Raw genomic sequence first — 25,745 nt, forward strand, 5'->3', positions numbered from 1 at the left:
TCTGCTATCTTTACGTTTTATTAGCATCAGCGATTAATTATGAAAAACAAAGTATTGTTTCCTAAAATATTTCTTCTTCTTACACTTGCCATTTTAATCAGCTCATGCATCAAAAACGATAATTTAATTGAAGGTGATGCTAAAGTGCGATTTTTTCAAGCTGCTTCGACAGATACAACACAAACCTTCTATTTAAATGGAATCCAAATAGGAACACCCGTTGCTCACGGTACAAATACAAGTTATGTAGTCGTTGCAGGCGATGCTGCTTATAATATAACCACGCGAAATATAAATACTGGTGTTGATGTAGCTGCATTAGGAGATCAAACATTTAAAATCGGACAGAATTATTCTGTTTTTTATTATAAAGAAAAAACTGGCGATCCTGCAAAATTGAAAGTTTATACCGATGATGTAAAACCAGATCTTGATTCAGCTAAACTAACTTTTTTAAACCTTGGTTATACGCTAGGCTCTAGTGTTGTAATTACCGATAGCACAAATACTGCTAAACCTGTAGAATCTACAATTGCGTATGGAGCGATTAAAACTTTCAAGGTTAAAGTTAATAAAAACATGAAATTTGCCTTCAAATTAACTAGTCCTACTGCTACAAACCCTCCGCCTGCGGTATCACGCTTAGATTCTCTTAATATTAATAATGGTCGGGTTTACATTATATTATTTGATGGCGATAAAAAGGGCGAACTTAAAAATAGAATCATTTCATCCAACTAATTTTATTGCAATATACTAGCATTTAATCCCTTTCATATTCATACTTTTGCCCAAAATTAGATAAATGGAACTACTACAGCAGCTCATAGATTTTATTCTTCATATAGACGTACATTTAGCTGAAATTGTTAACGAATATCGTACCTGGACCTACCTCATTTTATTCCTGATCATTTTTGCCGAAACGGGGTTTGTGGTAACACCTTTCCTGCCCGGCGATTCATTGCTTTTTGCAATGGGCGCTTTAATTGCGGGCGAACATGAAACAGGTTTAAATATCTGGATTATGCTCATTATATTAATTGTAGCTGCAATTTTAGGAAATACCCTTAATTATAAACTCGGGAGTTTTTTAGGTGCAGGTGTGTTTAAAGAAAAGAACAAGATTTTAAAGCTTAAATATTATCATCAATCTCACGAATTTTTTGAGAAACATGGTGGTAAGGCCATTATGTTAAGCAGGTTTCTCCCAATTTTCAGAACCATTGCACCATTTGTAGCGGGAATAGCCAAAATGCCTTTCGGTCGTTTTACCTATTATAACATTGTTGGCGGAGTAGCCTGGATATTTGCATTATTGTTAGGGGGCTATCTATTAGGGCAAATCCCGGTAATTAAAAATAACTTCGAACTGGTTATTATTTTTATTGCTGTGGTAACTTTTGTTCCTGCCATCTGGGCAGCCATTAGAAGCCGTTTACAACCTAAAAAGATTGAAGCAATGATTGAAGGAGAGGATCCAAAGGCATAATTAAAGTTCCCTGCCAATGAGGGAACCATTTTGATATTTCCTTTCTACCTCTTCATTTTCTTTATTCTCTTCAGGTAATAATGATGTTTTAATCAGATTTTTAAGCACCGGCTGACCTGCATCAACCCAGGCAGAATACCAGAATGAACCCGTTTTTAATATGGCAGCACGCATTTGCTTTTCTACCATGTTATTCATTTTAGTATGGTAAGCTTTTGAATAGCCTGTAGCATATTGTTTCAATACGGTATGATTACGTTCAGAAAAGCTATACTTTTTGTCGGAAGGAAATGATGCGCTCAGTTCAGCTTCGAAAGTTAATACCGTATCAACTAAACTGTGCGTGTGTTTAAGTATTTTCCAGATTTCTAGCAATGGGTTTTCAATATAATCCGCCTGGCCAACAACAAAATTGTAATGGCTTGAATATAATTCGGGTAAACGGCTTTCCCAAAAAGCGTGGATGCCAACCTGATTGGTGAGTTGCCCGTTATGGTTGGCTGTAGTATGTAAAGGAACATGTGCATCGCCAATGTAATGGCCCAGGTCTGCAGAATATTTTAAAATCTTCACCGAATCACGCATTTTAAAAGCTTTAACTAAAGCATAATAACTACGCTGTACCTGCCAGGGAATAATGCCATCGGTATTCAGTTTTTTCAGGCCATATTTAGCCAGGGCATCATCCCATTTTTCGGGAATGCTATCAATATTTTTCTCGTAGTTTTCCACATCAAGGTAATGCCGTGGTGCTTCAAGGGTATCAGCATACCTGCGTTTATCGGGGTCGACAGCATGTTCGGTAATGTATTTGATATTCTTTTTATAGAAACCGATCATATCAGAAGGCAAAGTGAAAACAGCAAGGTTGTTTATCCTTTGATGCGCAAAGAAACCCCAGGAGGTGCAAAGAAATATAGGGATGATTAACGCGGTTAAAATCGTTAATCTTTTCATATATTGAAGATATGCAATTTTCTTGGTAACGCTCAGGGTTTCAAAGCAAAATATTATGCATTTTCCATTTTTTTCATATCCAGCTTTTTCATCTGCATAACCACTTCCATTACTCTTTTTGCTCTTTCGGGCACTGCCATAAGTTCGCCGATGTTTGATGGAACAATTTGCCATGAAAGTCCGAATTTATCTTTTAGCCATCCGCAAACGCTCTCTGTACCGCCATCATTTATGAAAGTATCCCAGTAATAGTTTATTTCGTCCTGATTATCGCAGTTTACCATCAGAGAAATCGCTTCATCGAATTTAAACTGCGGACCGCCATTAAGGCCCATAAATTTATTTCCATTTAATTCGAAAGTAACAACCATGGGTGTAACCTGCGTAATTTTAGAATCTTTAAAAACTGAACAATAGTATTTTGCTGCTGCTTCGGCTTGTCCGTCAAACCAAAGACATGTTACAAGTGGTTTTGCCATTTTATATATTTTTTTTGTTACTACAAGTTAGGCAAGATTTTTAGACGGTGTAAGGTTTAAAAGTGACGATTTAAGGGGGCGATTTCGACAATAATTTGCGCTTATATTCCCGAAATTTATGCTCCGAATTGTGCTAAATGATGATCCAGGTGTTTATAGAACATGTTGTTCCACTCCGTTTTTGCTAATGGGCCAAATGAATGTGATTCTTTGCCGTCGAAATAATCTTCGCCAAGCTGCTGGGTTTTGTTGATGTAATCGATTAAACGGGTCTTTTCTTTTTCGAAATCTCTATCACCTTTAATCATAAACTGTGGTGCCGTCTGGTTATTTTTAGGATAAGGTTTCTCGTTTACCACTTTGCTTTTAACTAATTTTTTCAGGATAAACTTCATTATTGGGCCTGGTTTTGGATGAATGTCATCATAAACCATTTCGTAAGTTACATTACAATGTGCCAGCATTTGTGCAACATTCATTTTGCCCCAAAGTTGAGTGGTAGCTGGAGTAAGCTGGTTAATTCTGTCAATAATTTCGCTAGTTACCGCGGGTTGGAAAATGTTCTTCATGGTTTGTTTTGTATCTGCTCGTGTGTAATTTTACTTTACTAAATATAAGAATGTATTTCTATTGGGTACAGAAAATTTTGCGAATGGGCTGAGGCAACGCGCTTACCACCCCTTGCCCCTCCTAAAATAGGAGGGAAGTAGGAAGTGCTGAGGCAAAGGTTAGTTCCTGTTGTTGGCGTTTGTAGTTTGAATCCTTTGGCTATACATTTTAATAGATGAAATAACTCTACTCTTTATTATAAGGATGTGCTGGTTAGATGTTAGTATGAACCTTTTTACTGCATATAATCTTAGCAGATAAATCAACTCCCCTCCTTATTTTCAAGGAGGGGTTGGGGGTGGTTATTTGTTTTTAAAATGATTTCTAATCCCTTCATATATCAGTTCTTCAGATTCAAAGACTTCAACATTATCAAATCTAATTACTTTAATTCCTTTGCTGTTTAAAAAGTCAGTTCGTTCTTTGTAGTATATTTCTGATGAATAATCATTATGACTATCACCATCAACTTCAATAGCCAGTTTTTCTGAAGGGCAGTAAAAATCCAAAATATAATTTCCGACACTGTGTTGGCGCCTGAATTTTTTGCCATCAAGTTTAGAATTTTGAAGATATTTCCACATGGTTGCCTCAGCAGGCGTAAGATTGTTCCTTAATTCCTTTCTGTAATTTTTCAGGTATTTGACATTATGGATCACCATGATTCAATATAACTATTTTTAAATTAATTTATAGCTTGTTTACCACCCCCTTGCCCCTCCTAAAACAGGAGGGGAGTAGGAAGTGCTGAGGCAAAGGTTAGTTCCTGTTGTTGGCGTTTGTAGTTTGAATCCTTTGGCTATACATTTTAATAGATGAATTAACTCTACTCTTTATTATAAGGATGTGCTGGTTAGGTGTTAGTATGAACCTTTTGCTGCGTATAATCTTAGTAGATAAATCAACTCCCCTCCTTATTTTCAAGGAGGGGTTGGGGGTGGTTTTTTATTTTTAAAATGATTTCTAATCGCTTCACATATCAGTTCTTCAGATTCAAAGACTTCAACATTATCAAATCTAATTACTTTAATTCCTTTGCTGTTTAAAAAGTCAGTTCGTTCTTTGTCGTATATTTCTGATGAATAATCATTATGACTATCACCATCAACTTCAATAGCCAGTTTTTCTGAAGGGCAGTAAAAATCCAAAATATAATTTCCGACACTATGTTGGCGCCTGAATTTTTTGCCATCAAGTTTAGAATTTTGAAGATATTTCCACATGGTTGCCTCAGCAGGCGTAAGATTGTTCCTTAATTCCTTTCTATAATTTTTCAGGTATTTGATGTTATGGATCACCATGATTCAATATAACTATTTTTAAACTAATTTTTTGCTCGCTTACCACCCCTTGCCCCTCCTAAAACAGGAGGGGAGTAGGAAGTGCTGAGGCAAAGGTTAGTTCCTGTTGTTGGCGTTTGTAATTTGAATCCTTTGGCTATACATTTTAATAGATGAAATAACTCTACTCTTTATTATAAGGATGTGCTGGTTAGGTGTTAGTATGAACCTTTTGCTGCGTATAATCTTAGTAGATAAATCAACTCCCCTCCTTATTTTCAAGGAGGGCTTGGGGGTGGTTTTTTGTTGGATTGTATAGACATTAAATTAATTCGCTAATTTTACGGCAAATTTAGCCCATGGAATTATCTTGCCCGGTATCAGCAGAAAGAGTAAATGAAAATGTAGTGCGGATTATTGCCTTTATGGTCGCAGTAATTGCAATTGCTTGTGTTGTGTTTTCAAATTATTGGGCAATTGTTTTTCTGATCTTTGATTTTGCTTTAAGGGCATTTACATCGGGCAAATTGAGTTTGTTGAAATTTATCGCCGTTAAAATAGCCAATGCATTTTCACTTTCGCCGAAAATGAAAGACCTGGCCCCAAAAAAGTTCGCGGCAACCTTAGGCTTTGGATTTTGCCTTTTGATTACCGCGGTATTTTTATTCAATTATTATAATGCAGCGTTGATTTTTACTTCCATCATGACCATTTTCGCTTTGTTAGAAAGTTTATTTGCCATCTGTGTAGGTTGTTATATCTATTCTTTTTTACAGGTTTTCGCAAAAAAAGACAACGCTTAATTTATTGCTTTAAAGCTTCGCGTACTTTGGGTGCAATCTTGCTTCCGAATAACTCAATTGATTTCATCAAAGCTGCATGCGATGGACCACCTACATCCATGTGTGCAGAGAAACGCGTTAAACCAAAGGTTTCTTCCATGGCTAAAATCTTCTCCACCGATTCGTTTACATCGCCAATAATTAACGCACCGCTACTGCTCCGGCCAGCATCGAACTGATTGCGTTGATAAGGTGCCCAGCCGCGCGATTTGCCAATTCTGTTCATCTGTGCCGAATAAAGCGGGTAATAGTAATCGGCAACTTCACTGCTGTTTTCGCCAAATAAAGAATGCATGTGAACGCCAACTTCAAATTTATCCATATCATGTCCGTAAGCCTGATAAACTTTTTTATAGTAATCGAAAAGGGGCTTAAACTGTATGGGTTGACCGCCAATAATGGCAAACATTACCGGCAAACCTAATCTGCCAGCACGTTCTACTGATTCTGGTGTTCCACCAACGGCCACCCATATTTTTAAATTGTCATTTATAGCTCTTGGTAATACTTCCTGGTTATTCAATTCTGGCCTGAATTTGCCTTTCCAGGTGATTTTAGGTGCTGCATTTATTTTAAGGAGTAAATCTAACTTCTCTTCGTAAAGCTCGTCGTAATCTTGGAGGTTGTAGCCAAACAGGGGAAACGACTCAATAAAACTTCCCCGGCCAGCCATTAATTCGGCCCTGCCATTCGAAATTAAATCTATTGTGGCAAAATTTTGATACAATTTAACCGGATCGGAAGAACTTAAAACCGAAACGGCACTGCTTAGTTTAATATTTTTGGTTACGGTGGCTGCTGCAGCCAATATAATTTCAGGGCTCGATACCGCATAGTCAGGGCGATGATGTTCGCCAATGCCATAAAAATCTAAACCAACTTCGTCCATTAGTTTTATTTCTGCTATAATTTCCTGAAGTCTTTGCTGAGCGGGTTGAATTTCTCCCTTTGCATTGATCTGCAAATCGCCAAACATACCGATACCTAATTCCATCATGATAAATAATTTTAACAAAGTTAAGGGATATGGGCTAAGCCATTTTTGATGTATGGTAAGAAAAGTGAAGAAAATTATTAGTCGGTAAATTTTCCCAGCGTGGTTAAAATGGTTTTTAGCTCATGATTGGAATAATCGAAGTTTGTGGATTCGATTTTAAACTTTTTGCCATTTTGTAAAACAATACTAATGGAAGAATATCTTCTGCGTCCAAATGACTCATCATCAATAGCTTCTATTGTTTTAATTTCAGTCCACTTAAATTTCCCTAGTTTTAATAAGGTGATTTCATTTTCATCCGCTATGATGGCGTATTCCTCTTGCTTAGCTATTAAGTTTTTAAAAAAGAAAATTAGAAAGACAACCGGTATCGACATTGTAATTAATGTTGATTGAAGATAACTCAGGTCAAAGATAAATGTGAGATTAACTAAAAATAATGGGAACAAACCAAAAACATAAAGTAATGGTACTAAATTGCTGTTGTCTTTAACTTTTATCGATTTAATCATAAGAAATGATCGTTATTTTTACAGCTTCATCTAAATAAATGCATTATAAACACCATCTTCTTACTTATTCTTGAGTGTATCGAGGGTTTCTGGCTTGTTTATGGGGTTGTTGTAATAGGAAAACTATTAATTAATTTCCAGGGGCTTTCGTCTACTTGTTCAATCAAAGTTATCTCATTAAAACTTATTTCATGAGGTAATTTATAATTTTTTATCTGTTTGAAAATTTCATCAGTACACTGCGAATTTCTAGGGTGCATGAGCGTAATGTGAGGCAGCTGGAATCGTGGTGGGCTGATTATTCCTTTTAAGATAGAAGCCCTTAATTGGTCGAAATCATGATTATGGTTTTTACCGGGAATAAACACACCTTGCCCATTTTGGAACCGTTGAACAGCTTGAAGCTTAATTTTGATGGGATTGTTAAGTTTAATCGACACTATATTCGTTATAACCTTTTCCAACGCTTCAATTTCATCTTCCCTGCACAAAGTAATGTGGGCCGGAATTAAATGGTATTGAATGGGATTATACTCTGCCCTGATCTTCTCGATATTTTCGTTTTGTTCGGTGAGAAATAATGTAAGCTGGCGTCTGATTTTAGGCATAACCGAAGATAAAGTGAGCTGAACTGTTAATTTCCTAATTTAAGTATTCATTCTGATTTGAAAACGAAAGTTCTGTAGTTGTTGGCCTTTATAACCGAACGGTTAGCTCCTGATATGGTGCCAAAAGAATCCCAACTTGGTTACTAAAGCAATTGTAGTGGTTCTCATTTGTCACCAGAAGGAACAGAACTTTAGGAACCGATAAGCATTGGTATTGCTTTCCAAATAAAGAAAATGTATCGATCCTAATGGCAGGAAAGATTCTGAGACAAGCTCAGAATGACGTATCTGTAGAAACAAGTTCAGCATGACGATCTCTGGCCCAAAACTAACAACTGGTAACTGTAGCAATAAACTGGCAATTGAAAACTGCCAACCAGTTACTCGATCTTCTTTCCCTTCATGGCCGTAGAAATCGCTGCATCCATTACACGCTCAGCAAAGGGACGCGTAAATTCGTTCAGTTCATCTGCTCTTTTCAGAATGGTATCTTTTTCCTGCGTAGCTAAAGCGGTTCTGAGCGCTTCTATATGTACTTTGGTTTCTGCAATTTCGGTTTCTGTTAAATGCTCAGCATGTTTTTCGATAAAACGTTCGGCGGTGTAAAGCAATTGTTCGCCCTCGCTTCTCGCTTCAATAAGCATACGTTGTTCTACATCACTTTTAGCATGTTCTATACTATCCAGGAGCATTTTCTCCACGGTATCGTCACTTAAGCCATAACTTGGTGTAATTTCGATCTCCTGTTTAACGCCAGAGCGTAATTCTATCGCCTGAACGGTTAAAATTCCGTCGGCATTCAATAAAAAATTAATGTCTACTTTCGGCAAACCGGCAGGCATTGCAGGAATTCCCTTTAAGTCGAACTCGGCCAATTTTCTATTTTCTTTCACTAAATCGCGCTCGCCCTGATAAACAGAAATTTTCATATTTACCTGTCCATCTATTGAAGTGGTGTACTGGCGACCCGCTTTAGTTGGTACTTTGCTGTTGCGGGCAATAATTACATCCATCAGGCCACCCATGGTTTCGATACCCAAAGAAAGAGGGGTTACGTCTAACAACAAGATATCAGAGCGGTTTCCGGCCAGAACATCAGCCTGAATTGCTGCACCAAGTGCTACCACCTCATCAGGATTGATATTATCCTGTGGTTTTTTGCCGAAGAAATTTTCTACCGCCTGTTTTACATAAGGCGTACGGGTAGAGCCACCCACTAAAATCACTTCGTCTATATCGCTTGCCGATAGATCAGCATCGCTTAATGCATTTTTACATGCGGTTATGGTTTCTTCAACTTTTGCCGAAATTAACTGCTCAAAGGTTTGTTTATCCAATGTGCACCAGATTTCGCCAACCTGCTCGTTATATAAATTTTGGGTAGATAATGCTTTTTTAGCAGCCTCAGCTTGTAGGCGTAAGGTTTGCATCAAAATATTGTCTTGGGCAACTACGGCTACATCGAGGTTGTTTTTCTCCAGCCAGTAATTTAAAATGGCCCGGTCAAAATCGTCACCACCTAAATAGGTATTGCCGTTGGTCGCCAACACTTCAAATATTCCGTTCTGGATCTGTAAAATAGAAACATCAAATGTTCCACCGCCTAAATCGTAAACTGCAATGGTTTTTTGTTGTGTTGGATCTAAACCAATTCCGTATGCCAAACTTGCTGCAGTGGGTTCATTTACAATACGCATCACGTCCAGGCCGGCCAGTTTTCCGGCATCTCTTGTGGCCTGGCGCTGGCTATCATTAAAATATGCCGGAACAGTGATTACCGCTCTGTTGACAGGCGTTTTTAAAGCGTGTTCTGCTCTTGCTTTAAGCTCTTTCAAAATTTCTCCCGATAATTCGATGGGCGTATAAAAGCGGTCGCCGGCATGGATTTTTACCAATGCATCGCTATCGTCGTCTATAATTTTGTAAGAGAAAATATCTTTATGTTCGGCCACATCTTTATAAGAGCGGCCCAGTAATCTTTTTACCGAAAAAATGGTGTTTGAAGGATCGGTGGTTAAAAATTCTTTCGCCTCATTCCCCACAATGGCTTCGTTCTGGTTATTAAAATAAACCACTGATGGTACCAAAATCCCTTTACCTGCATCGTTAATTACCTGCGGATTTTTATCGGGATTGATAAAAGCCACCAAACTATTGGTTGTACCTAAATCTATTCCAACTATAATTTCTTCCTTCTGAAACGAACCTGTAGCAAGGTTAATCGATATTTTTGCCATGGGCACAAAAGTAAGCAAATGTTGTACTAAAATTGTTGAAATGTTGTAAAGTTGAAATGTTAAATAGATTAAATTTGATTTCTTTCAAATACGGTTAGTATTAGGTAATGAACGCTCCGGTAATTCTTTGGTTGCAGCAGCCCTGCTGTCCCTCCCGCCGATTGAAGGATCGGCTCCGTACCATCAGGTTTATTTAACGAGGGTGCTGTTACCCGAGCGAAATTCGTCACAGATAAAATTTACTCCCGAATCTATACTAATGTTATGTTCAATATAAAAAGGCGCATATAATGTCCAGTAAATTCTGCAGAAAAGCGCTGATTTGTCATTGTATGCTGCGTTAATCTGTGTGATCAGCGGGAAATGAATAGCCACTATAAAATTAACTTATCACTAGTGGTCTTTGAGACACAGACCACGGAATCAGAATCTATACTAATTTCTTCTTCAAGCCACTATACTTCGGACCTCAGACTCCCGACTTCGGACTCTCGACTAAAGACTCCGGACTACTTTTTATTCTTCTCTTCGATCCACAAACTCATGTATTTGGTGCTCTGTACCGTGTGATGATTTAGGATTTGTCCGAAAAAGTTATTTTGTCGGTGTGTAATTAAATTTGAAGCCAATCTTTCAACTTCTTTAATAAATGGATCGGCAAAATATTTTGCTGAATACCTTTGGTTAATAATCTGTACGCCATTTTGCTGTGCCATTTGCCATGTATTTTTATCCTGATAGAGTTTTACAGCTTCTTCGATAAAAAGGTCCAGATCATCTTCGATACTGCCGTTCCAATCTAAATCTCCTTTCATGGCTTCTGCACCAACGGATGTGGTAACCGACGGCGTACCCACCTGCATGGCATCAATAAATTTACCTTTTACACCCGCGCCAAACTGAATGGGGGCAAGTAATATTCGATGTTTAGCAATGGTATCTTTGGCATCTAGAGCCCTTCCCTTAATTAAAAACTTTTCGTTTTTGTTATCCAACTGCAACACTTTTTGCGATGCATAAGATCCGTATACATTTAAATTAACATTTGGAAGCCTTTTTCTGAGTGTAGGCCAGATTTTGGTTTTTAAAACCTGTACGGTGTTCCAGTTGGGTTCGTGAAGGAAATTGCCAATGAAAACAAAATCTGCCCGATCTTCAAAAGGGATCCAGTTTTCGATCGCCTGCTGATCGATTTCGTTTTCCAGAAAGGGTAAATAATAAATCAGCGACGAATCAATTTTGAACTGCGTTTTCAGGATATTCATTTCCACTTCAGAAATGATCAAAGATAAATCGCAGCGTAAAATGGAAGCAATTTCTCTCTTCGCCGTATCCGAGAATAAATCTAAGGCTTGTTTCTTCTTGTCGCTTTGCTGGCGGGCACTCCTCAGGCAGTGTAAATCTTCAGTATCTAAAATTCTAAGGGCATTTGGGCATTCCTGCTGAACCCTCCAGCCATATTGTTCTTCTACCATAAAACGGTCGAACAGCACTATTTCCGGATTTAATTCTTTCAGAAATACGTTGAAGCTTTCGTCGTTCAGTTTGATTTGTTGTTCAACAACGCTAGTCTTACTAAAATCAAAACTGAAATCGCTTTTTGATGCTGCCGATGCAAATGTGATTTGATAACCTTCAGACAGAAATAGATCAACCAACTGGACCATCCTTGTACCGGCTGCCGATGAAGTGGGCTCGGGCCAGACAAATCCAATAATCAATAATTTCTTAACACTTGTATTCATTTACCTGCAAAATAAGTTCTTTTTTTTCGGCTCCCGCAGATAAATCTGATTTTCGTGGAGTGAAATGTAAAACCTGCATCATCTTTTAAATCTGCGGGAGATATTAAACGTATCTGAAATATTCCTAATTTTGCAGTTCAATTACAAGCACTACATGTTAGGATTAAAATTATTGACAGACCCACGTTGGGCAAATATTGCGGAATCGAATTTAGAAGAAATTTTATCTGACCATGCCTGGTGCGAACAAAAAGCGGCAACCAATGCCATTACGTTAATCACTCAAAACTCTGAACATCAGGATCTGGTAGATGAATTAACTGCGATTGCCATTGAAGAGATGCAACATTTCCAGATGGTTATTGAAATTATAAAAAAACGTGGTTATACCTTAAGCCGCGAGCGGAAAGATGATTATGTAGGCCGTTTGGTGAAATTCAGTAAAAAAGACGGAAGCCGCAATATGGCTTTTATTGACAGGTTATTGTTTGCGGCAATGATTGAAGCCAGAAGTTGTGAGCGTTTCAGGGTGCTTTCGTTAAATATAAAAGATCAGGAACTGGCTAAATTTTATCATGAGCTAATGGTTTCTGAAGCCGGACATTATACTACATTTTTAAATTTTGCCCGTAAATATAGTACCGATGTGGATGTAGATAAACGCTGGAAGGAATGGTTAGATTTTGAAGGAGAACTGATCCAGAGTTTCGGAACGAGAGAAGCGATACACGGATAATTCAGTTTGCAATTTTCAGTTTTTCATAACCAACTGAAAACATGATTAATTGCGTTGAAGATCTTTAGTGATCCAATTTTCTGATGAACCTCGGGATAAGCTTTTTTCTAAATCTTTTTTATGGTAGTTGTATAACCAGAGTACAATATCCTGATAGCTGTTAATTCCTTTTTTCTGGTTGTTTAGTTTCAATAACCGATCAAAAGCTACGCTCATATATTTCGACATATCGGAATTATTTTTTAGCCAGAATTGGTTTTCGGTTTTAAAATCTGCTAATACTGTAGGAGCAATGCGCTCAAAAATCATTTGGTAATCGTTTGGGGATTTTACTCTGATTTCCCACAAAATACTGCGGAACATACAATAATAACCCGCATATTGGAAATTGATATCATCGCTTTTGATGGCCGTGATATAGCCTAATAAATTGGCTTCATCTTCTTTTGCAATACCTGTTTGATGTGCAATCTCATGGCAAATGGTAAAAGGTAAAATAAATGGAGGTAGATTCATATTAATGTTAGCCTCTCCACTTAATGGGTTGTAATAACCTTCAATGCCACTTTTTGCTACGTAACCGGCAAATAAACACGGTTTTACGCTGGTTATAGCATAGTTAAAAGCAGTATTCTGTTTAGCTTGTAGTTGATAGCTTAGCGCTGCTGTTTTTGATAGACCCGCAACCGAATATAACTTTGGCCTGCTATTCATACTATCTATCTTAAGCTTTAAGTGCGTAATCCTGATGAGAAAGTATTTTCCTAACGTTACCAGCTGGGCAGTGTTGTATTTTTCGTTGGCTATACCCAGTTTTGTTGCTATTGCTGGTCGCGAGTAGTTTAAGGCCCAGCTTAATTTGAAAACAAGATAAAGTACTAAAATAAGGTTGAGGCATTTAATCCCAATCTGTTTTAAGCTGATTGCTTTTGCCCGATACTTTTTGAAGGTTTTGAAAAAATACCACAATAAATATGCAACCAACAGGATGTAGAGTATATCGCCAATGGCGAAGGGGAAAGGGGAGCTTAAAAACCTTAGCAGTTTAGAAATTAACGGATAGAAGTTGTTGAAATAAATTTTTTCGGTTAAGTTTTCACTTAATCCGATCAGAAAAACTAAAAAAGCGGCTGTTGCAATGATAAACGTTTTAGAACGAACTAACTTTTTAAATGAGATCAAATCACTTGTAGATTATAAAAAACAATAATATGGCAAGCAACAGGAAGAGTAATATTTTTCTGAACCATCGCTGCTGTTCTGCTTTTCTAAGGTATCCATCTTTTTTTAATTCCCAAGAAAAAATAATTTCGATAAAAGTTATCGGCTCAAAGATAAAATCAAAAACTGAGTACGATTCTTTTGCTCTTTTTAATTCTTCTAATTTAACTTTTTGTTTGGACAGGTGTTTGGCCTGTTTGATTTTTGATTCATCAACCTTCCTTAAAATTAGCACTGATTGAGCTTCCTGTAAAGCTGTTTCATTCCATTCATCGGGAGCGCCTACAATTAACAGGAGTTCTTCCGTTGTTCTATCTTTTATGGGTGGGGTGAAAGGGGGCATAACAAGAAATCACCTTAGTTTCTATTGTCGCATATAGGTTAAGCTAAGCAAATCTATCTTGCAAAAGTTAGGCGTTTTCCGATCTGATCGGTCGTGAATTTGCCATTTTGATAAGCTAAATTTCCTGATACGAAAGTGTGGCTAATACTGGCCTGGAAGGTATCTCCATCAAAGGGGCTCCAGCCGCACTTATAGAAATTATTAAGTTTAGTTACTTTCCACGAATCTTTCAGGTTTACCAGGACTAAATCTGCCCAGTAGCCTTCACGGATGAAACCGCGTTTTTCGATATCAAAACAGATAGCCAGATTGTGCGCGGTTTTTTCGACAATTTTCTCCAGAGAGATTTTACCCTGTAGATGCATTTCCAGCAAAGCGGGCAATGCATGTTGCACTAACGGACCACCAGATGGCGCTTGTGAATAAGGCTGCTGTTTTTCTGCCAGTGTATGTGGGGCATGATCTGTTGCAATCACATCGATATAATTTTCAAGAACACCTCTGAGTACGCCTTTTTGATCATCTTCCGTTTTTACTGCAGGGTTCCATTTGATGAAATTTCCTTTCGAAGCATAATCCTGGTCATTAAACCAAAGGTGATGTACGCAAGCCTCAGCCGTAATTTTTTTGTCTTTTAGTGGCGTAATGTTATCAAATAAAGCAATTTCTTTTGCTGTAGAAATGTGGAGGATATGCAGACGCGTTTGATAAGTTTTTGCCAGTTCGACTGCTAGTGATGATGATTTATAACAAGCCTCCGCGCTTCGGATTAAAGGATGCATCTCTATCGTTAAATCTTCACCGTATTTGGCTTTAAATTCGGCCAGATTATGGCGAATGGTCGCTTCATCTTCGCAATGGGTAGCCACCAATATTGGTGCTTTGCTAAAAATGTTTTCTAAAGTTTTTTCGTTATCCACTAGCATATTCCCGGTTGATGAACCCATAAAAACTTTAATGCCGCAAACATTTTTAGGATCGGTTTTTAAAACTTCTTCAATATTGTCGTTACTGGCGCCCATGTAAAAGGAATAATTGGCCAATGAGGTTTGGGCAGCAATTTCGTATTTATCAGCTAATAAATCCTGTGTTAAAGTATTGGGCACAGTGTTGGGCATTTCCATAAAAGAGGTAATCCCGCCAGCTACAGCGGCCATACTTTCGGTAAAAATATCGGCTTTATGGGTTAAACCGGGCTCACGAAAATGGACCTGGTCATCAATCATTCCTGGTAAAAGGTATTGTCCTTCTGCATTAATTTCTTGTGCATCAGGTGCAGACAGATTTTGGCCGATTTTGGCTATCAATCCATCTTTTATCAATACATCGGCAACAATTTTTTGTCCTTCGTTTACAATTGTAGCGGCTTTTATCAGGTAAGTATTCATGGTTTCAAAGGTAGTAATTTAGTGTTAAGTAGCTAGTATCAGGTATCAAGATTTTGATACTGTGGAAAGGGGAAATTGAGTTTTTATGCTAAGTTTTGAGTTAAATAAACCTGATAAAGTGGAAATACTTTTTGGTGCAGGTCTTCGACAAGCTCAGACTGACCATCGCAAAAAGATTGAAACGATAGCAGGACTATCAGAACCGAAGAATTACTGAAATTGTTTTACTCCCAATTCTGATAAAACGAAGCTTCAATTCTGCATGGGATTGAAACCTTCTGCCTTACGCCTTCAAACCCTCAACCTTAATCACTATCTTTGTGCGCTATGGCAAAATCGTTCGAAGAATTTAAGTTAAACAGGCAAATTTTAAATGCAGTTGCCGATGCAGGTTATACCGTTGCCACACCGATACAGGAAAAAGCAATTGCGCCAGTATTATCTGGACAAGATATTTTTGGTATCGCCGAAACCGGTACCGGAAAAACCGCTGCTTTTGTTTTGCCCATTTTAATGCAGTTAAAATATGCTCAGGGCGACAATCCAAGAGCACTTATTTTATCTCCAACGCGCGAACTGGCGATGCAGATTGCAGAACAGGTAAAGTTATTTTCTACCTATACCGATTTACGTTCTTTAGTGATTTTTGGTGGAATAGGTCCGAAAACGCAGAAAGAGCAAATTGCAAAAGGCGTTGATATTTTAATTGCTACGCCCGGAAGATTCCTGGATTTATATTTGGCAGGTGATATTAATACGCAGAGCTTAAAATTTTTGGTGCTGGATGAAGCCGATAAAATGATGGATATGGGTTTTATTGGCTCAATTCACCGGATTTTGGAAATTGTACCGCGTAAACGCCAGAATTTGTTGTTCTCGGCTACAATGAGCGACCTGGTGCAGAAAATTGCCGGCGATTTCTTGAATAATCCGCTTGTGATTGAGGCATCTGCGCAAGCAACCCCTGCTGCAAACGTAACGCAGGCTTTGTATTACGTTCCGAATTTCAAAACGAAAATTAACCTATTGCAGCATTTGCTGAAGAATGATGAGGCTTTTAACCGCCTGATTATTTTCTGTAAAACCAAAACGGTTGCAGATAACATTTACAGTTTTATTGAACGCAGATATGGTGCTGAGCATGTTCGTGTAATCCACGCCAATAAAGGGCAAAATACCAGGATTAACTCTATCAATAGTTTCAAGGAAGGTAATGTCAGGGTTTTAGTGGCTACAGATGTGGCGAGTAGGGGCATTGATGTAAGTGATGTAAGTCATGTAATTAATTTTGATGTGCCGATCATTATCGAAGATTATGTACACCGTATCGGCCGTACCGGTAGGGCTTTTGCCAAAGGTGATGCGATTACCTTTGCCACCGATGCCGAAAAATATTATATCCGCAAGATTGAAAAATTAATCCGCCAATATATTCCTGTCGCCGAAATTCCGGAAGGTGTTTTTATTGATGAAACCCCTTACGAGGAACGTCAACATATTGCGAAGGAAATTGATATGCAGAAACGCAAGGATGATCCTGATTTTAAAGGAGCCTTCCATGAGAAAAAACATGCTGCGGCGATAGAGAAAAAGGTGAGGGAAAAAGCCAAAGCAAAAGCCGGCAAGCAGGTAAAGAGTTTTAAAAAAGGTAAAAAATTCGATAAGAAAAAGTAATGAAGCTAAGGATTACCCCTTTAAATATTGTTACATCGCTCGCTGTGGCATTTCTGGTGGCTAGTATTTTTCAAAGCAAACCGGCTGGTCAGCATTTTGACCTGAGTGCTTTTTACAAATTCATTTTAGGGTGTTTAATTCTGGTTACTTTTATTACCGATTTAATTTTCCGCTTCACTTTAAAAGATATTAAGCGTATTTGGATAATTGAGCTGATTTTCATCTTCATTGCCGCAGTACTCATGTTAATCCTGCAGAAGTTAGCGTAATTAAACCGTAAAAATATCTGTACAATTCTGATCTGTTCAATCTACTCATCTGTGTAATCAAATTAAATAAGCATCTTTGCATCCGGAAAAATTAGTCGGTTTATATCGGAGGAATCTGTTAAATCGATGAAATCAATATGAATATGAAAAAAGCAGAAATAAAAATAACTGTTGAGTTAGACGAAGGAAATAATCCCGATAATATACTTTGGGAGAGTACAGATGCAGGAAATGCTGATAAAGTGCCAGCAAAGGCAATGTTTTTATCAGTTTGGGACCATAATTATAAAAATACTTTAAAGATAGATCTTTGGACAAAAGATATGCCCGTTGACGAGATGAAACGTTTTTTCTACGAAACCTTGCAAACCATGGGCGATAGCTTTTTAAAAGCCACAAATGAAACTTTGATCGTTGAAGATTTACGCGATTATTGTGCCCATTTTGCTGATAAGATGGGGATTATTGAAGGGCAATAGTTCAGTCATTAGTCATTAGTCATTAGTCATTAGTCATTAGTCATTAGTCATTAGTCATTAGTCATTAGTCATTAGTCATTAGTCATTAAAAAATGCCAGACAAGGTAGCGATTAAACCATTACTTCCATTACAAACAATTAACCAATTTATCCAGTTAACCGATTAACCAAAAAGATGTTAGTATTAAATAAATTCAGGGCCTGGTTAGGCATTTTGTTATGCGTTATTGCAGGTTTCTGCCCGATATTAAAAGTGCCGATTAAAGGCAACTGGAACTTGTATCAATCTGATGCACGTTTGTTTATGATTACTTATGCCATTATCGCCATTTCAGTGTTGTTTCTGTTTATTAGAAAAGTAGGGGCATTTAGGTTTATGAGTTTTGTAATGGCTATTTGGTACGTTTTAGCGGTGGTTGCTGTTTATTTTACCGCAAATAATTATACTAAATATGGCTTCGCCAATAAACTTATCGGTAAAGTTGTTCATTTCCAATGGGGATGGATCGTACTTTTAGTTGGCGTAATATTGATGCTTTTTAGTGTTAAACGCGGAGAGAAGATTAGCGCCTAAGCCTTTTCGTGCAACTGAGAGGTGAGTTTTGAAACCTCGTATCCCTTTGCCTTACACCTGGCTACAATTTCATCATGGGTTTTCTTCGGCATAGTCTGATTACGGCTCATGATGAACAAAAATTTGTGATCGGGGTGTCCTACCACCACATAAGAGTAATCATCTGCCAGTTCAATGATCCAGTAATCAACCTTTATCGGCCAAATAAACTGTGCCTGTAACTCTCCTTTATCTCCTTCTTCTGATGGATACATTTTAGAATTCCTGGAATAAACTTTATCATCGCCCGGTTTTTTATAGGTAGTTAAAACATTATAATAACCATCCTTATTCAAAGTGTATTTAGTAGTGGTTTCACGGCTCCCTTTATCAAAAATGGTAGGAATAGAATATAATGAGTACCAGGTTCCCGAATATTTTTTTAAATCTAATTTAGCCACAGGAATATTTTTTTCCATTGGCAGGTGAGTTAAAAAAATAAACAGGAATAAGCAGACCGTTTTCATAATATCAGGAGTTTTGATATGATTTACGAAACGGATAAAAAAACAGATTTTTTAGAATTTATTTTTTGCTTTCCAGATGAAGCCATCGAGCACATAATGTGTAGCTTGTGGTAAAGCTAGAAGTGGAACCAGCAGCGATAATAATTCCGTGTTGGTAACCTGCGGTAAGCCGGAAAAAAGTTTGAAAACCGATTGATGTTCTTTCCATACCAAGCCATCCCAAAGGCCTTCTTCCATGTACGCGAAAAGTACGAGAATCAATAAGAAATATAATATTCCGAATTTTCCGAAACAGAGATCCATGATTTTATTCTTAGCGGTTTGGCCTCCGATTTTTTTCTTTTCAAAAAACCAGACCAATGCCATATACGGAATACCATGCGAAATTACGTTTAAGGTAGTAAAGGCCATATCACCATTAAAATAAACGATACCGAAATACCAGGATAAAAATGTTCCGATTACGATTAAGTTGCGCGGAATATTAATCCACTTTTTGTTAATGATGAATAAAATTTCTTTGACGATATAAATGGCGATAATTAAGATGTACACCATGCTGGAGTATGTTAATAGCATATCGTTCTTAAAAGTAAAGAAATCGCCTTCTACAAACCAGTTGAAATTTCGCCCGCTGTTTAAATGCCAGAAAAGCAAAGGATATAAAGTTGCGGTATAAATGGCAATTTTATCAATAGTTGTTAACAGCCTGGTTGATTTTTCGTTACGGGAATACAGGCGCATAAAGCCATATTGCTGCCTGATAAAATGATAAACGGCCAAATAAGCCAGGATTCTCCAAAACCATAAACCATCAAAACGATAGAGCATAACACCTATAACATAACAGGCCAACGGAATAGAGATGAGCAATGTATACTGCTTTTTGAAATTACCCCGATTAAAATAGGTTCGGTATAAGGTGCTGTAAACATGTGCAACATCAATAAAAACAATTAAAAATACCCAATAGGCTAATGGAATACCTGTTGCGTTTTGAAACTGATCTGGAAAAAGTAAAACCAGCAATAAAGAGAGAAATGCCGGCGATATAATAAAAATAATATCAGTCCATGCCGAGTGAAGCCAGGGTTGGGTTGGTTTATGAGATAACATTTAAAACCTGTTTTGCTGCGTTTACGCCTTGATGAAAAGCTTCTTCAAATATAGAAACCCCACTCAGATCGCTGTGGGCAAAGAAAATTTTATGATCTATTGGTGCTCTGGCTTTTGCCAGGTTTTCACTCCAAACAAAATCTGTTGTAGGTGCAATCATCCCATGCCCCCAAACCCAGAAATCTATATTTTCAATAGCCGCTGTAATTCCCGGATGAATCATTTCCAATTCAGGAACAACAATATCAAGCCATTGTTCGTAACTCCTGGTATATGCAGCTAAGCGTGCAATTGCCGGTTCAAAATCGCACAGCGGCAGATAATAAGTAATTACTTTTTTATTCTCCGTGAGTTTTAAATGCTGCTGGGCCGAATTTACATAGCCAACAGATGCTGTATTATAGGCAACATTATCCCAGCAAAGATTAATACCTTTTGATTCCGGTAATTCGTTGATGGTAATATTTGCGATTAGCCAGGGCGAATAACTAAAAGACTGATAATTTATATGGCGGTTAAAGTTTTGGAGTAAACGGTTGTTTACAAATTGGGGTGCGCATAAAATAATCTTTGCAGCTGTTATTTCTTCGGTGATATTGGCTTGCATATTGAATATGGAAACAGTTATATCTCCATTGGCCAGCGATTTTAAACCATAACATAAGGTTGAGGTTTTGATATGATCTTTAAGCTGACTGGCAAGTTGTTTCATGATCCAGCCATTGCCTTCTGGCCAGGTGATTATGGCATTTTGTTCTGCATTTGCAGCTTTTCCTCTACGCGAAGCAAAATAGTGCAAACCAGCCCAGGCTGATATTTTATCTGTTTTCTGACCATAATCATCTTTGCAGGCATAATTCAAATACCATAGGAGATATTTCGAATCGTATCCTTTTTCTTCGAGATAGGCCTGAAAAGAAATCTTATCCAGTTTTCTGTAATTTGGATCGCTTGATGATGAACTTAACGGAATATTGAACAGGAACTTTCCATCGTTCCCTTTGGTATTTTTTAACTGATCTACCTCCAGTAAAAAACGCTTGATTTGTTCTTTATCGCTTGCAGGGACACCAAAATCTGGCACCAAACCTTCCTGCCACTCGCCATTAATCAGTAACCTTTCCTCCGGATCGAAAGTCAGGTAATAATCGTTGTAGTAGGGGAGTTCGTTTTCGAAGTGGGTGATGACATTAATTTCCTGCAAAAAATCGATAAGCAGATGATCATCATTGTTTGCGACAGTAATATAATGGGCGCCTAGAGGGTATGAGGATATATTATTGGTGCCAAAATAAGAATTTCCACCAGTATGATTTTCCAGTTCCAGAATCTCGAAATCTGTTTCTCCATTCTTTTTTAACCACCTGCCAGCTGATAAACCCGAGATTCCACCGCCGATAATTAGTGTTTTTACCTTTCTTGTTTTACTTGAGGGGGCTAGCTTGATCTTATCGCGTAAAATATGACCAGCTTTTGCATTCGGTCCCTGTAAAGTTCCTTTGATATTGTATTTGGTAGATCTGATTTTTTTATAACAGCTATTCAAAAAAATACCGCCAGTAATCAGGCCTATCCTCAAAAGAAAAGCACGTCGTTTTAAATATGCCGATAAATCATCTTTATAAAACGTTTGCCCACTCATCTTCGAAATATTTCACCAAAATCTGATTATTTAATTTATTTACATCAGTTTCTACCCTTGCCATATCTTTTGGAAAGAAGAGCATCAGGTCTAAACTTTCTTTCGAAACGAACCTTAAACTAGGTAAGTATTGCTGCGGTTTTTTGTAAACATTATCCGGATCGGTAGCCATAATGTAACCCCACTCGCCGAAAGAGGGCACATAATTGTGATACGGAATGGTTTTTAAACCCACACTTTCAAGGGTTTTGTTTACCGTCCAAAAAGATTTTGGCGCAACGTAAGGTGAAGTAGATTGGACAACCATTAAACCTTTAGGAGCAAGTATGCCCTTAACCAGTTTATAAAAAGCGTTGGTATATAACTTGCCAACGGCATAATTTGAAGGGTCTGGGAAATCGATTACAATGAAGTCGAATTTTTTATGCTGTGCTTTAATCCAGCTAAAGGCATCGGCATTAATTACTTTTACCTTAGGCGATAAGAGTGCGTTTTTATTTAAACCTAAAAGAATCTTGTTCGATTGAAAAAGGCTCGTCATCCCTTTGTCCAGGTCTACCAATATTACCGAATCTACATTAGGGTATTTTAGTATTTCCCGAACTGCAAGTCCATCTCCACCGCCCATTACCAGTACATGTTTTGCAAAAGGTAATGCCTGCAGTCCAGGATGTACCAATGCCTCGTGATACCGGTACTCATCATCAGAGCTAAACTGAAGATTTCCGTTTAAGAAAAGTCGTAAAACTTTATTTTTTTTAGTCAGGATTATGCGTTGATAAGGCGTGCTTTTCGAATATATGATGGTATCGCTATAGGTCTGACTTTCGGAGAAACTTGTAATTTTATCTGCATAAACAAAACCTGCCAACAGCAAAATAATACTGATAACGGACGCACTTTGTAAGTATTTGGAAGCCCTGATTTCTTTTTTGAAACTTAAGCATACAATTAAAGCCACTGCCACATTGAGCATCCCGAACAGATAAGCGGTTTTAACCAGTCCTAAATGGGGGATAAGCAGGAGTGGGAAAATGAGTGAGGCCAGTAGCGCGCCGATATAGTCGAATGTAAAAACCTTCGAAACCAGATCTTTAAATTCATAACGATCTTTAAGGATGCGCATCAACAGTGGGATTTCTAAACCCACAAGGATACCGGTCAGACTCACAAAGCCATACAACACAATTCGGAATGAAGCAATGCTTTCAAAAACGAGGAATAAAACCGTTGAGCTAAAACCCCCAACCAGGCCGACTAAAATTTCGATCTGAATAAACCACGAAAGGATATTTTTTTCGAAATACTTAGATATCCACGAGCCTATACCCATAGAAAAAAGGTAAACGCCAATGATGGTGGAGAATTGGGTAACTGAATCGCCAAGTAAATAGCTGGCCAGTGTACCCGCAATCAACTCGTATATAAGCCCGCAGGTTGCAACAACAAAAACAGAAATTAATAAAAGTGCCGGTAGCTTTTTGTTCATGCTAACTATGAATGGCTGAACTTATAATAATTGCTATTGCAATAATAAAAGCTGCAAAAACGATTGCCAATGCTAGATTTTGCTTTTCCAGTATCTCTTTCCAAAGGTTTTCTGGTGTAATTTTTTCAATAATCCAGAAAGCAATAAAAAGAACAATGATGCCCAATACGGAATAAACCAGTGATGCAATAATGTACTTGATGTTAATTAATTCATTTAAACTCATAATGTTCTTATTTATGGTAAAATCTATTTATGTGACCTGAATGACTTTTATTGCCATTAAATTCTGTGTTTTTTTCTGCTTTATCTGGAAAATAAGCATGCCCCTTTAAACCACTGTAGCCATAAAAACCTATAACAGCCAACAATACGATCAGGTAATATTTTATCGGTTTCAAATTCATTTATTCTCCGTTTACAAAAGGTGAAAAATCGCTGTTATTCCATCTTCTTTTTTCATAATCTCGCATTAAAAGCCAGCAGATTGCCGGAAAAATACAAAGCAATAATAGGGTGGTTACCGTATTGCCCCACATGGTTACATTGCTCACCGCTTTGATGTAAAGGTTATTTCTAAATATATCGCCTGATGATGGATACACATTTAAATGGTATTTTCCCTTAGGTATTTCTGATAGTGTAATCGATTCTCTTGTCGAACCCTCCGACCAGCTTTCGCCATCTTCAGTACCGTGATAATATTCGATCCCCTTGCTTACTTCCCAGGTTTTGTTATCGCTTTCATTAACCAATACAATGGTGGTTTCGAGCCAGTTATTATCAACTGCTGATGCAATTTCGAATTCAATATTTGATGATTCATCATCAAGCGTAAAAGATGGCGTAATAAATGATTTGAAAGTATCAGGACCACCTTTCGTATCGTAGACAATTAAAAAATCATCATTGATCAGCTCTTTTTCAGGTTTTACCAGGTTAAACAATAGATGGAAAACCAGGACTAAAACAATAGCTACACCGGATATATTTAACGAGGCTGTCCACCTTTCAAAAGCTTTTGATGGCTGGTTTGCACCAATACCAATTTGCTCGGGTAGGTCGTTTTTATCAATGTTGAATGCATTTGCAATCACTTCAGCATCTAGATATTCGCCAATGTAATAGTCGGTTTGGTGGCTGGTTTTGCCAACCTCCTTTACCACCATAAAAGGCGGGGCGATATACTCGGTAGCTTTAACCTTTTCATTCACTACATCCCAATCCACTTCACCAAGCATAGCGGTGACTACAGGTGTATATCTATTGAAAAGTTTGTACTCCACATCTTTATAACCAATACTTAACCCATACGATATAGGTTCTTTAAAGTCTGGAAGAAAATCTTTGCTGGCAATAAAATTCCAATGCCCATCGAATTCGGATAAGGTAACGTAACCTTTATCATGGCTGGTTAAGATATATTCCCTCCAATGGTAATCCGTTCCTGCTTCTTTTTTTTCGAGATAAGCAATTACCTTGAATGCTGTACCATGAATATTTCCTGTTGAGCCCAGTTTTAATACCAAAACTTTTTCAGGTTGATCTAATTTTCTATTCAACCTTGTTTCTGTCCTGGTAAAAATACGCAGGTAGGAAAAACAAGATGGGCAGACGATGTACTCGCTTTTAGCTGGCTCATAAAGCACAATATCTTGTTTGCAAATCGAACAAGTAATGGTCTCTGATAATTTAAAAAATGATTTTACTGAATTCTCCATTAGCGAACAACTTCAGTTTTTTGTATTTCTATACCCTCAAAAAATTGGAGTACAGCTTCATAAATATCTTTAACCTTTTGGGTATTGTCTTTTTGGTAGTTTGATAAAAAGATATCAAAAGTTGCCAGTTTAAACTCCGGCCATGTATGGATAGACAGATGCGATTCTGTTAAACAGATTACAGCCGTAAAACCCCCATTTGGAAAATCGTGATAAACCTCGCCAACTTTTTCCAGCGTATTTGACTTAATTAAGCTGTTAAATAGTGCTTTACAATCGTGAAAAGAAGAAAGTTGTTCAGTTTTTTCAGACGAGAACTCTGATAAAATATGTAAGCCAGGATTGTAGTTCATTGAGCGTTTGATATCTTCCAAAAATATAAATTATTTTAGATGTAAGAAGATTTTAAGAAGAGAATTTAAAATGGGCTGTCTGCGGTAAAATAATCGTCGGTATCATCTTCCAATGGAATGTAGATTCTTTCCCATTCATTGCCATCAACAACTTCCCAGGTGTGCCCTTCTCCGGCCGTATCATTGGCAATGAGGATAATGCCCGGCTCGATGATAAAAGTATCGCCATTACTTACTGTAAACCGGAGTTTGCCCTTGAGGGTAATTACATATTGACGCCTTGGTGCAGGGTGGGGGATTTTCTCTAAAGTTGATACATCGGTTTGAGCGAAAAAATAATTCGCATTAATATGCTGACGGATTGGGATTGTACCCGTTTCAAAGGCACATTTGTCACCTTCAATATTAATTAAGCGGATGGCTTTTATGTAATTTTTGGTTTCGGCTTGATCTGTATTCATCTGCAAAAAAAAGTA

29 protein-coding genes are annotated in these 25,745 nt (G+C 37.6%); 8 read left to right on the top strand and 21 right to left on the bottom strand.

All coding sequences use genetic code 11. The annotated features are described in order from the left end of the window. Nucleotides 1-39: 39 nt before the first annotated feature. Both CA265_03310 and CA265_03315 read left to right on the top strand, forming a co-directional pair. Nucleotides 40-741, top strand: a complete 702-nt coding sequence (locus CA265_03310) for a hypothetical protein (GenBank protein ARS38758.1) — start codon at nt 40-42, stop codon at nt 739-741. Between the two features lie 64 nt (nt 742-805). Continuing rightward, nucleotides 806-1,492, top strand: a complete 687-nt coding sequence (locus tag CA265_03315; GenBank protein ARS38759.1) for a hypothetical protein — start codon at nt 806-808, stop codon at nt 1,490-1,492. Here the strand turns inward: CA265_03315 and CA265_03320 are convergent, their stop codons facing one another. The 5 genes from CA265_03320 to CA265_03340 form a co-directional block, all read right to left on the bottom strand. Then, nucleotides 1,493-2,449 (bottom strand): S1/P1 Nuclease, encoded by a 957-nt coding sequence (locus CA265_03320; protein ID ARS38760.1) that lies wholly within the window; start codon nt 2,447-2,449, stop codon nt 1,493-1,495. Nucleotides 2,450-2,502: 53 nt separating this feature from the next. Then, a complete protein-coding gene (locus tag CA265_03325; protein ARS38761.1) occupies nt 2,503-2,928 on the bottom strand; it encodes a hypothetical protein in 426 nt (141 codons plus the stop codon). Nucleotides 2,929-3,044: 116 nt separating this feature from the next. Continuing rightward, the gene (locus CA265_03330) at nt 3,045-3,497 is read right to left on the bottom strand and encodes a hypothetical protein (GenBank protein ID ARS38762.1); all 453 of its coding nucleotides are present in this window, start codon (nt 3,495-3,497) and stop codon (nt 3,045-3,047) included. Nucleotides 3,498-3,839: 342 nt separating this feature from the next. Next, complete coding sequence (locus CA265_03335; GenBank protein ID ARS38763.1) at nt 3,840-4,199, bottom strand: cytosine methyltransferase; 360 nt, start codon at nt 4,197-4,199, stop codon at nt 3,840-3,842. A gap of 258 nt (nt 4,200-4,457) precedes the next feature. Further along, nucleotides 4,458-4,838 (bottom strand): hypothetical protein, encoded by a 381-nt coding sequence (locus tag CA265_03340; GenBank protein ARS38764.1) that lies wholly within the window; start codon nt 4,836-4,838, stop codon nt 4,458-4,460. A gap of 338 nt (nt 4,839-5,176) precedes the next feature. Between CA265_03340 and CA265_03345 the strand changes: the two genes are divergently transcribed. Then, complete coding sequence (locus tag CA265_03345; protein ID ARS38765.1) at nt 5,177-5,620, top strand: hypothetical protein; 444 nt, start codon at nt 5,177-5,179, stop codon at nt 5,618-5,620. Between the two features lies 1 nt (nt 5,621). On the opposite strand, the gene CA265_03350 is transcribed toward CA265_03345, so the two are convergent. The 5 genes from CA265_03350 to CA265_03370 all read right to left on the bottom strand — a co-directional run bounded on the left by CA265_03350 (nt 5,622) and on the right by CA265_03370 (nt 11,758). Continuing rightward, complete coding sequence (locus tag CA265_03350) at nt 5,622-6,653, bottom strand: LLM class flavin-dependent oxidoreductase (protein ID ARS38766.1); 1,032 nt, start codon at nt 6,651-6,653, stop codon at nt 5,622-5,624. A gap of 80 nt (nt 6,654-6,733) precedes the next feature. Beyond that, nucleotides 6,734-7,168 carry a hypothetical protein gene (locus CA265_03355; GenBank protein ID ARS38767.1) on the bottom strand — a complete coding sequence of 145 codons (435 nt, stop codon included), beginning with the start codon at nt 7,166-7,168 and terminating at the stop codon, nt 6,734-6,736. Between the two features lie 98 nt (nt 7,169-7,266). Beyond that, nucleotides 7,267-7,776 (bottom strand): hypothetical protein, encoded by a 510-nt coding sequence (locus tag CA265_03360; protein ARS38768.1) that lies wholly within the window; start codon nt 7,774-7,776, stop codon nt 7,267-7,269. Nucleotides 7,777-8,156: 380 nt separating this feature from the next. Continuing rightward, nucleotides 8,157-10,013 carry a molecular chaperone DnaK gene (locus CA265_03365; GenBank protein ARS38769.1) on the bottom strand — a complete coding sequence of 619 codons (1,857 nt, stop codon included), beginning with the start codon at nt 10,011-10,013 and terminating at the stop codon, nt 8,157-8,159. Between the two features lie 509 nt (nt 10,014-10,522). After that, nucleotides 10,523-11,758 carry a glycosyltransferase gene (locus tag CA265_03370; protein ARS38770.1) on the bottom strand — a complete coding sequence of 412 codons (1,236 nt, stop codon included), beginning with the start codon at nt 11,756-11,758 and terminating at the stop codon, nt 10,523-10,525. Nucleotides 11,759-11,912: 154 nt separating this feature from the next. Here CA265_03370 and CA265_03375 point away from each other — a divergent pair, with 154 nt between their 5' ends. Then, a complete protein-coding gene (locus tag CA265_03375; protein ID ARS38771.1) occupies nt 11,913-12,494 on the top strand; it encodes a tRNA 2-methylthio-N6-isopentenyl adenosine(37) hydroxylase MiaE in 582 nt (193 codons plus the stop codon). A gap of 45 nt (nt 12,495-12,539) precedes the next feature. Here the strand turns inward: CA265_03375 and CA265_03380 are convergent, their stop codons facing one another. From CA265_03380 to CA265_03390, 3 genes are read right to left on the bottom strand one after another with little or no spacing between them, the layout of a single operon-like run. Next, nucleotides 12,540-13,676, bottom strand: a complete 1,137-nt coding sequence (locus tag CA265_03380; GenBank protein ARS38772.1) for a hypothetical protein — start codon at nt 13,674-13,676, stop codon at nt 12,540-12,542. A 1-nt stretch (nt 13,677) separates the two neighbouring features. Continuing rightward, a complete protein-coding gene (locus CA265_03385; protein ARS38773.1) occupies nt 13,678-14,058 on the bottom strand; it encodes a hypothetical protein in 381 nt (126 codons plus the stop codon). Between the two features lie 53 nt (nt 14,059-14,111). Next, nucleotides 14,112-15,446, bottom strand: coding sequence for a dihydroorotase (locus CA265_03390; protein ARS38774.1), 1,335 nt, complete (start codon nt 15,444-15,446; stop codon nt 14,112-14,114). Nucleotides 15,447-15,773: 327 nt separating this feature from the next. On the opposite strand from CA265_03390, the gene CA265_03395 reads away from it, so the two are divergent. The 4 genes from CA265_03395 (at nt 15,774) to CA265_03410 (ending at nt 18,442) form a co-directional block, all read left to right on the top strand. After that, nucleotides 15,774-17,120, top strand: coding sequence for a DEAD/DEAH box helicase (locus CA265_03395; GenBank protein ARS38775.1), 1,347 nt, complete (start codon nt 15,774-15,776; stop codon nt 17,118-17,120). Continuing rightward, nucleotides 17,120-17,389 (top strand): hypothetical protein, encoded by a 270-nt coding sequence (locus CA265_03400; protein ID ARS38776.1) that lies wholly within the window; start codon nt 17,120-17,122, stop codon nt 17,387-17,389. The genes CA265_03395 and CA265_03400 overlap by 1 nt, the downstream gene beginning before the upstream one ends. A gap of 143 nt (nt 17,390-17,532) precedes the next feature. Further along, complete coding sequence (locus tag CA265_03405) at nt 17,533-17,868, top strand: gliding motility protein GldC (GenBank protein ID ARS42874.1); 336 nt, start codon at nt 17,533-17,535, stop codon at nt 17,866-17,868. Nucleotides 17,869-18,043: 175 nt separating this feature from the next. After that, on the top strand, nt 18,044-18,442 hold the full coding sequence (locus CA265_03410; GenBank protein ARS38777.1) for a hypothetical protein: 399 nt from the start codon (nt 18,044-18,046) through the stop codon (nt 18,440-18,442). Here the strand turns inward: CA265_03410 and CA265_03415 are convergent. From CA265_03415 to CA265_03450, 8 genes are all read right to left on the bottom strand, one after another. Continuing rightward, a complete protein-coding gene (locus CA265_03415) occupies nt 18,439-18,948 on the bottom strand; it encodes a hypothetical protein (protein ID ARS38778.1) in 510 nt (169 codons plus the stop codon). The genes CA265_03410 and CA265_03415 overlap by 4 nt on opposite strands. 51 nt (nt 18,949-18,999) lie before the next feature. After that, the gene (locus tag CA265_03420) at nt 19,000-20,064 is read right to left on the bottom strand and encodes a hypothetical protein (protein ARS38779.1); all 1,065 of its coding nucleotides are present in this window, start codon (nt 20,062-20,064) and stop codon (nt 19,000-19,002) included. Continuing rightward, entirely contained in the window at nt 20,051-21,706 is a 1,656-nt protein-coding gene (locus tag CA265_03425) for an FAD-dependent oxidoreductase (protein ARS38780.1), read from the bottom strand. Before CA265_03425 ends, CA265_03420 begins: the two co-directional genes overlap by 14 nt. Next, nucleotides 21,684-23,195 carry a spermidine synthase gene (locus CA265_03430; protein ARS38781.1) on the bottom strand — a complete coding sequence of 504 codons (1,512 nt, stop codon included), beginning with the start codon at nt 23,193-23,195 and terminating at the stop codon, nt 21,684-21,686. Before CA265_03430 ends, CA265_03425 begins: the two co-directional genes overlap by 23 nt. Nucleotide 23,196: 1 nt before the next feature. Next, the gene (locus CA265_03435; protein ID ARS38782.1) at nt 23,197-23,421 is read right to left on the bottom strand and encodes a hypothetical protein; all 225 of its coding nucleotides are present in this window, start codon (nt 23,419-23,421) and stop codon (nt 23,197-23,199) included. A 181-nt stretch (nt 23,422-23,602) separates the two neighbouring features. Beyond that, a complete protein-coding gene (locus CA265_03440; GenBank protein ID ARS38783.1) occupies nt 23,603-24,916 on the bottom strand; it encodes a hypothetical protein in 1,314 nt (437 codons plus the stop codon). Next, the gene (locus CA265_03445) at nt 24,916-25,269 is read right to left on the bottom strand and encodes an S-adenosylmethionine decarboxylase (GenBank protein ARS38784.1); all 354 of its coding nucleotides are present in this window, start codon (nt 25,267-25,269) and stop codon (nt 24,916-24,918) included. The genes CA265_03440 and CA265_03445 overlap by 1 nt, the downstream gene beginning before the upstream one ends. Nucleotides 25,270-25,334: 65 nt before the next feature. Further along, the gene (locus tag CA265_03450) at nt 25,335-25,730 is read right to left on the bottom strand and encodes a hypothetical protein (protein ID ARS38785.1); all 396 of its coding nucleotides are present in this window, start codon (nt 25,728-25,730) and stop codon (nt 25,335-25,337) included. Nucleotides 25,731-25,745 lie beyond the last annotated feature (15 nt).

It is taken from the genome of Sphingobacteriaceae bacterium GW460-11-11-14-LB5, assembly GCA_002151545.1.
GTDB lineage: Bacteria > Bacteroidota > Bacteroidia > Sphingobacteriales > Sphingobacteriaceae > Pedobacter.

Bases quoted from the DNA above. Each gene is read 5' to 3' on its own strand.
- CA265_03345 (ARS38765.1), top strand. From the start codon at position 5,177: ATGGAATTATCTTGCCCGGTATCAGCAGAAAGAGTAAATGAAAATGTA.
- CA265_03310 (ARS38758.1), top strand. From the start codon at position 40: ATGAAAAACAAAGTATTGTTTCCTAAAATATTTCTTCTTCTTACACTT.
- CA265_03370 (ARS38770.1), bottom strand. From the start codon at position 11,758: ATGAATACAAGTGTTAAGAAATTATTGATTATTGGATTTGTCTGGCCC.
- CA265_03320 (ARS38760.1), bottom strand. From the start codon at position 2,449: ATGAAAAGATTAACGATTTTAACCGCGTTAATCATCCCTATATTTCTT.
- CA265_03385 (ARS38773.1), bottom strand. From the start codon at position 14,058: ATGCCCCCTTTCACCCCACCCATAAAAGATAGAACAACGGAAGAACTC.
- CA265_03415 (ARS38778.1), bottom strand. From the start codon at position 18,948: ATGAAAACGGTCTGCTTATTCCTGTTTATTTTTTTAACTCACCTGCCA.
- CA265_03325 (ARS38761.1), bottom strand. From the start codon at position 2,928: ATGGCAAAACCACTTGTAACATGTCTTTGGTTTGACGGACAAGCCGAA.
- CA265_03350 (ARS38766.1), bottom strand. From the start codon at position 6,653: ATGGAATTAGGTATCGGTATGTTTGGCGATTTGCAGATCAATGCAAAG.
- CA265_03390 (ARS38774.1), bottom strand. From the start codon at position 15,446: ATGAATACTTACCTGATAAAAGCCGCTACAATTGTAAACGAAGGACAA.
- CA265_03435 (ARS38782.1), bottom strand. From the start codon at position 23,421: ATGAGTTTAAATGAATTAATTAACATCAAGTACATTATTGCATCACTG.
- CA265_03395 (ARS38775.1), top strand. From the start codon at position 15,774: ATGGCAAAATCGTTCGAAGAATTTAAGTTAAACAGGCAAATTTTAAAT.
- CA265_03340 (ARS38764.1), bottom strand. From the start codon at position 4,838: ATGGTGATCCATAACATCAAATACCTGAAAAATTATAGAAAGGAATTA.
- CA265_03360 (ARS38768.1), bottom strand. From the start codon at position 7,776: ATGCCTAAAATCAGACGCCAGCTTACATTATTTCTCACCGAACAAAAC.
- CA265_03420 (ARS38779.1), bottom strand. From the start codon at position 20,064: ATGTTATCTCATAAACCAACCCAACCCTGGCTTCACTCGGCATGGACT.
- CA265_03440 (ARS38783.1), bottom strand. From the start codon at position 24,916: ATGGAGAATTCAGTAAAATCATTTTTTAAATTATCAGAGACCATTACT.
- CA265_03365 (ARS38769.1), bottom strand. From the start codon at position 10,013: ATGGCAAAAATATCGATTAACCTTGCTACAGGTTCGTTTCAGAAGGAA.
- CA265_03330 (ARS38762.1), bottom strand. From the start codon at position 3,497: ATGAAGAACATTTTCCAACCCGCGGTAACTAGCGAAATTATTGACAGA.
- CA265_03450 (ARS38785.1), bottom strand. From the start codon at position 25,730: ATGAATACAGATCAAGCCGAAACCAAAAATTACATAAAAGCCATCCGC.
- CA265_03430 (ARS38781.1), bottom strand. From the start codon at position 23,195: ATGAACAAAAAGCTACCGGCACTTTTATTAATTTCTGTTTTTGTTGTT.
- CA265_03425 (ARS38780.1), bottom strand. From the start codon at position 21,706: ATGAGTGGGCAAACGTTTTATAAAGATGATTTATCGGCATATTTAAAA.
- CA265_03400 (ARS38776.1), top strand. From the start codon at position 17,120: ATGAAGCTAAGGATTACCCCTTTAAATATTGTTACATCGCTCGCTGTG.
- CA265_03445 (ARS38784.1), bottom strand. From the start codon at position 25,269: ATGAACTACAATCCTGGCTTACATATTTTATCAGAGTTCTCGTCTGAA.
- CA265_03405 (ARS42874.1), top strand. From the start codon at position 17,533: ATGAAAAAAGCAGAAATAAAAATAACTGTTGAGTTAGACGAAGGAAAT.
- CA265_03375 (ARS38771.1), top strand. From the start codon at position 11,913: ATGTTAGGATTAAAATTATTGACAGACCCACGTTGGGCAAATATTGCG.
- CA265_03355 (ARS38767.1), bottom strand. From the start codon at position 7,168: ATGATTAAATCGATAAAAGTTAAAGACAACAGCAATTTAGTACCATTA.
- CA265_03315 (ARS38759.1), top strand. From the start codon at position 806: ATGGAACTACTACAGCAGCTCATAGATTTTATTCTTCATATAGACGTA.
- CA265_03335 (ARS38763.1), bottom strand. From the start codon at position 4,199: ATGGTGATCCATAATGTCAAATACCTGAAAAATTACAGAAAGGAATTA.
- CA265_03410 (ARS38777.1), top strand. From the start codon at position 18,044: ATGTTAGTATTAAATAAATTCAGGGCCTGGTTAGGCATTTTGTTATGC.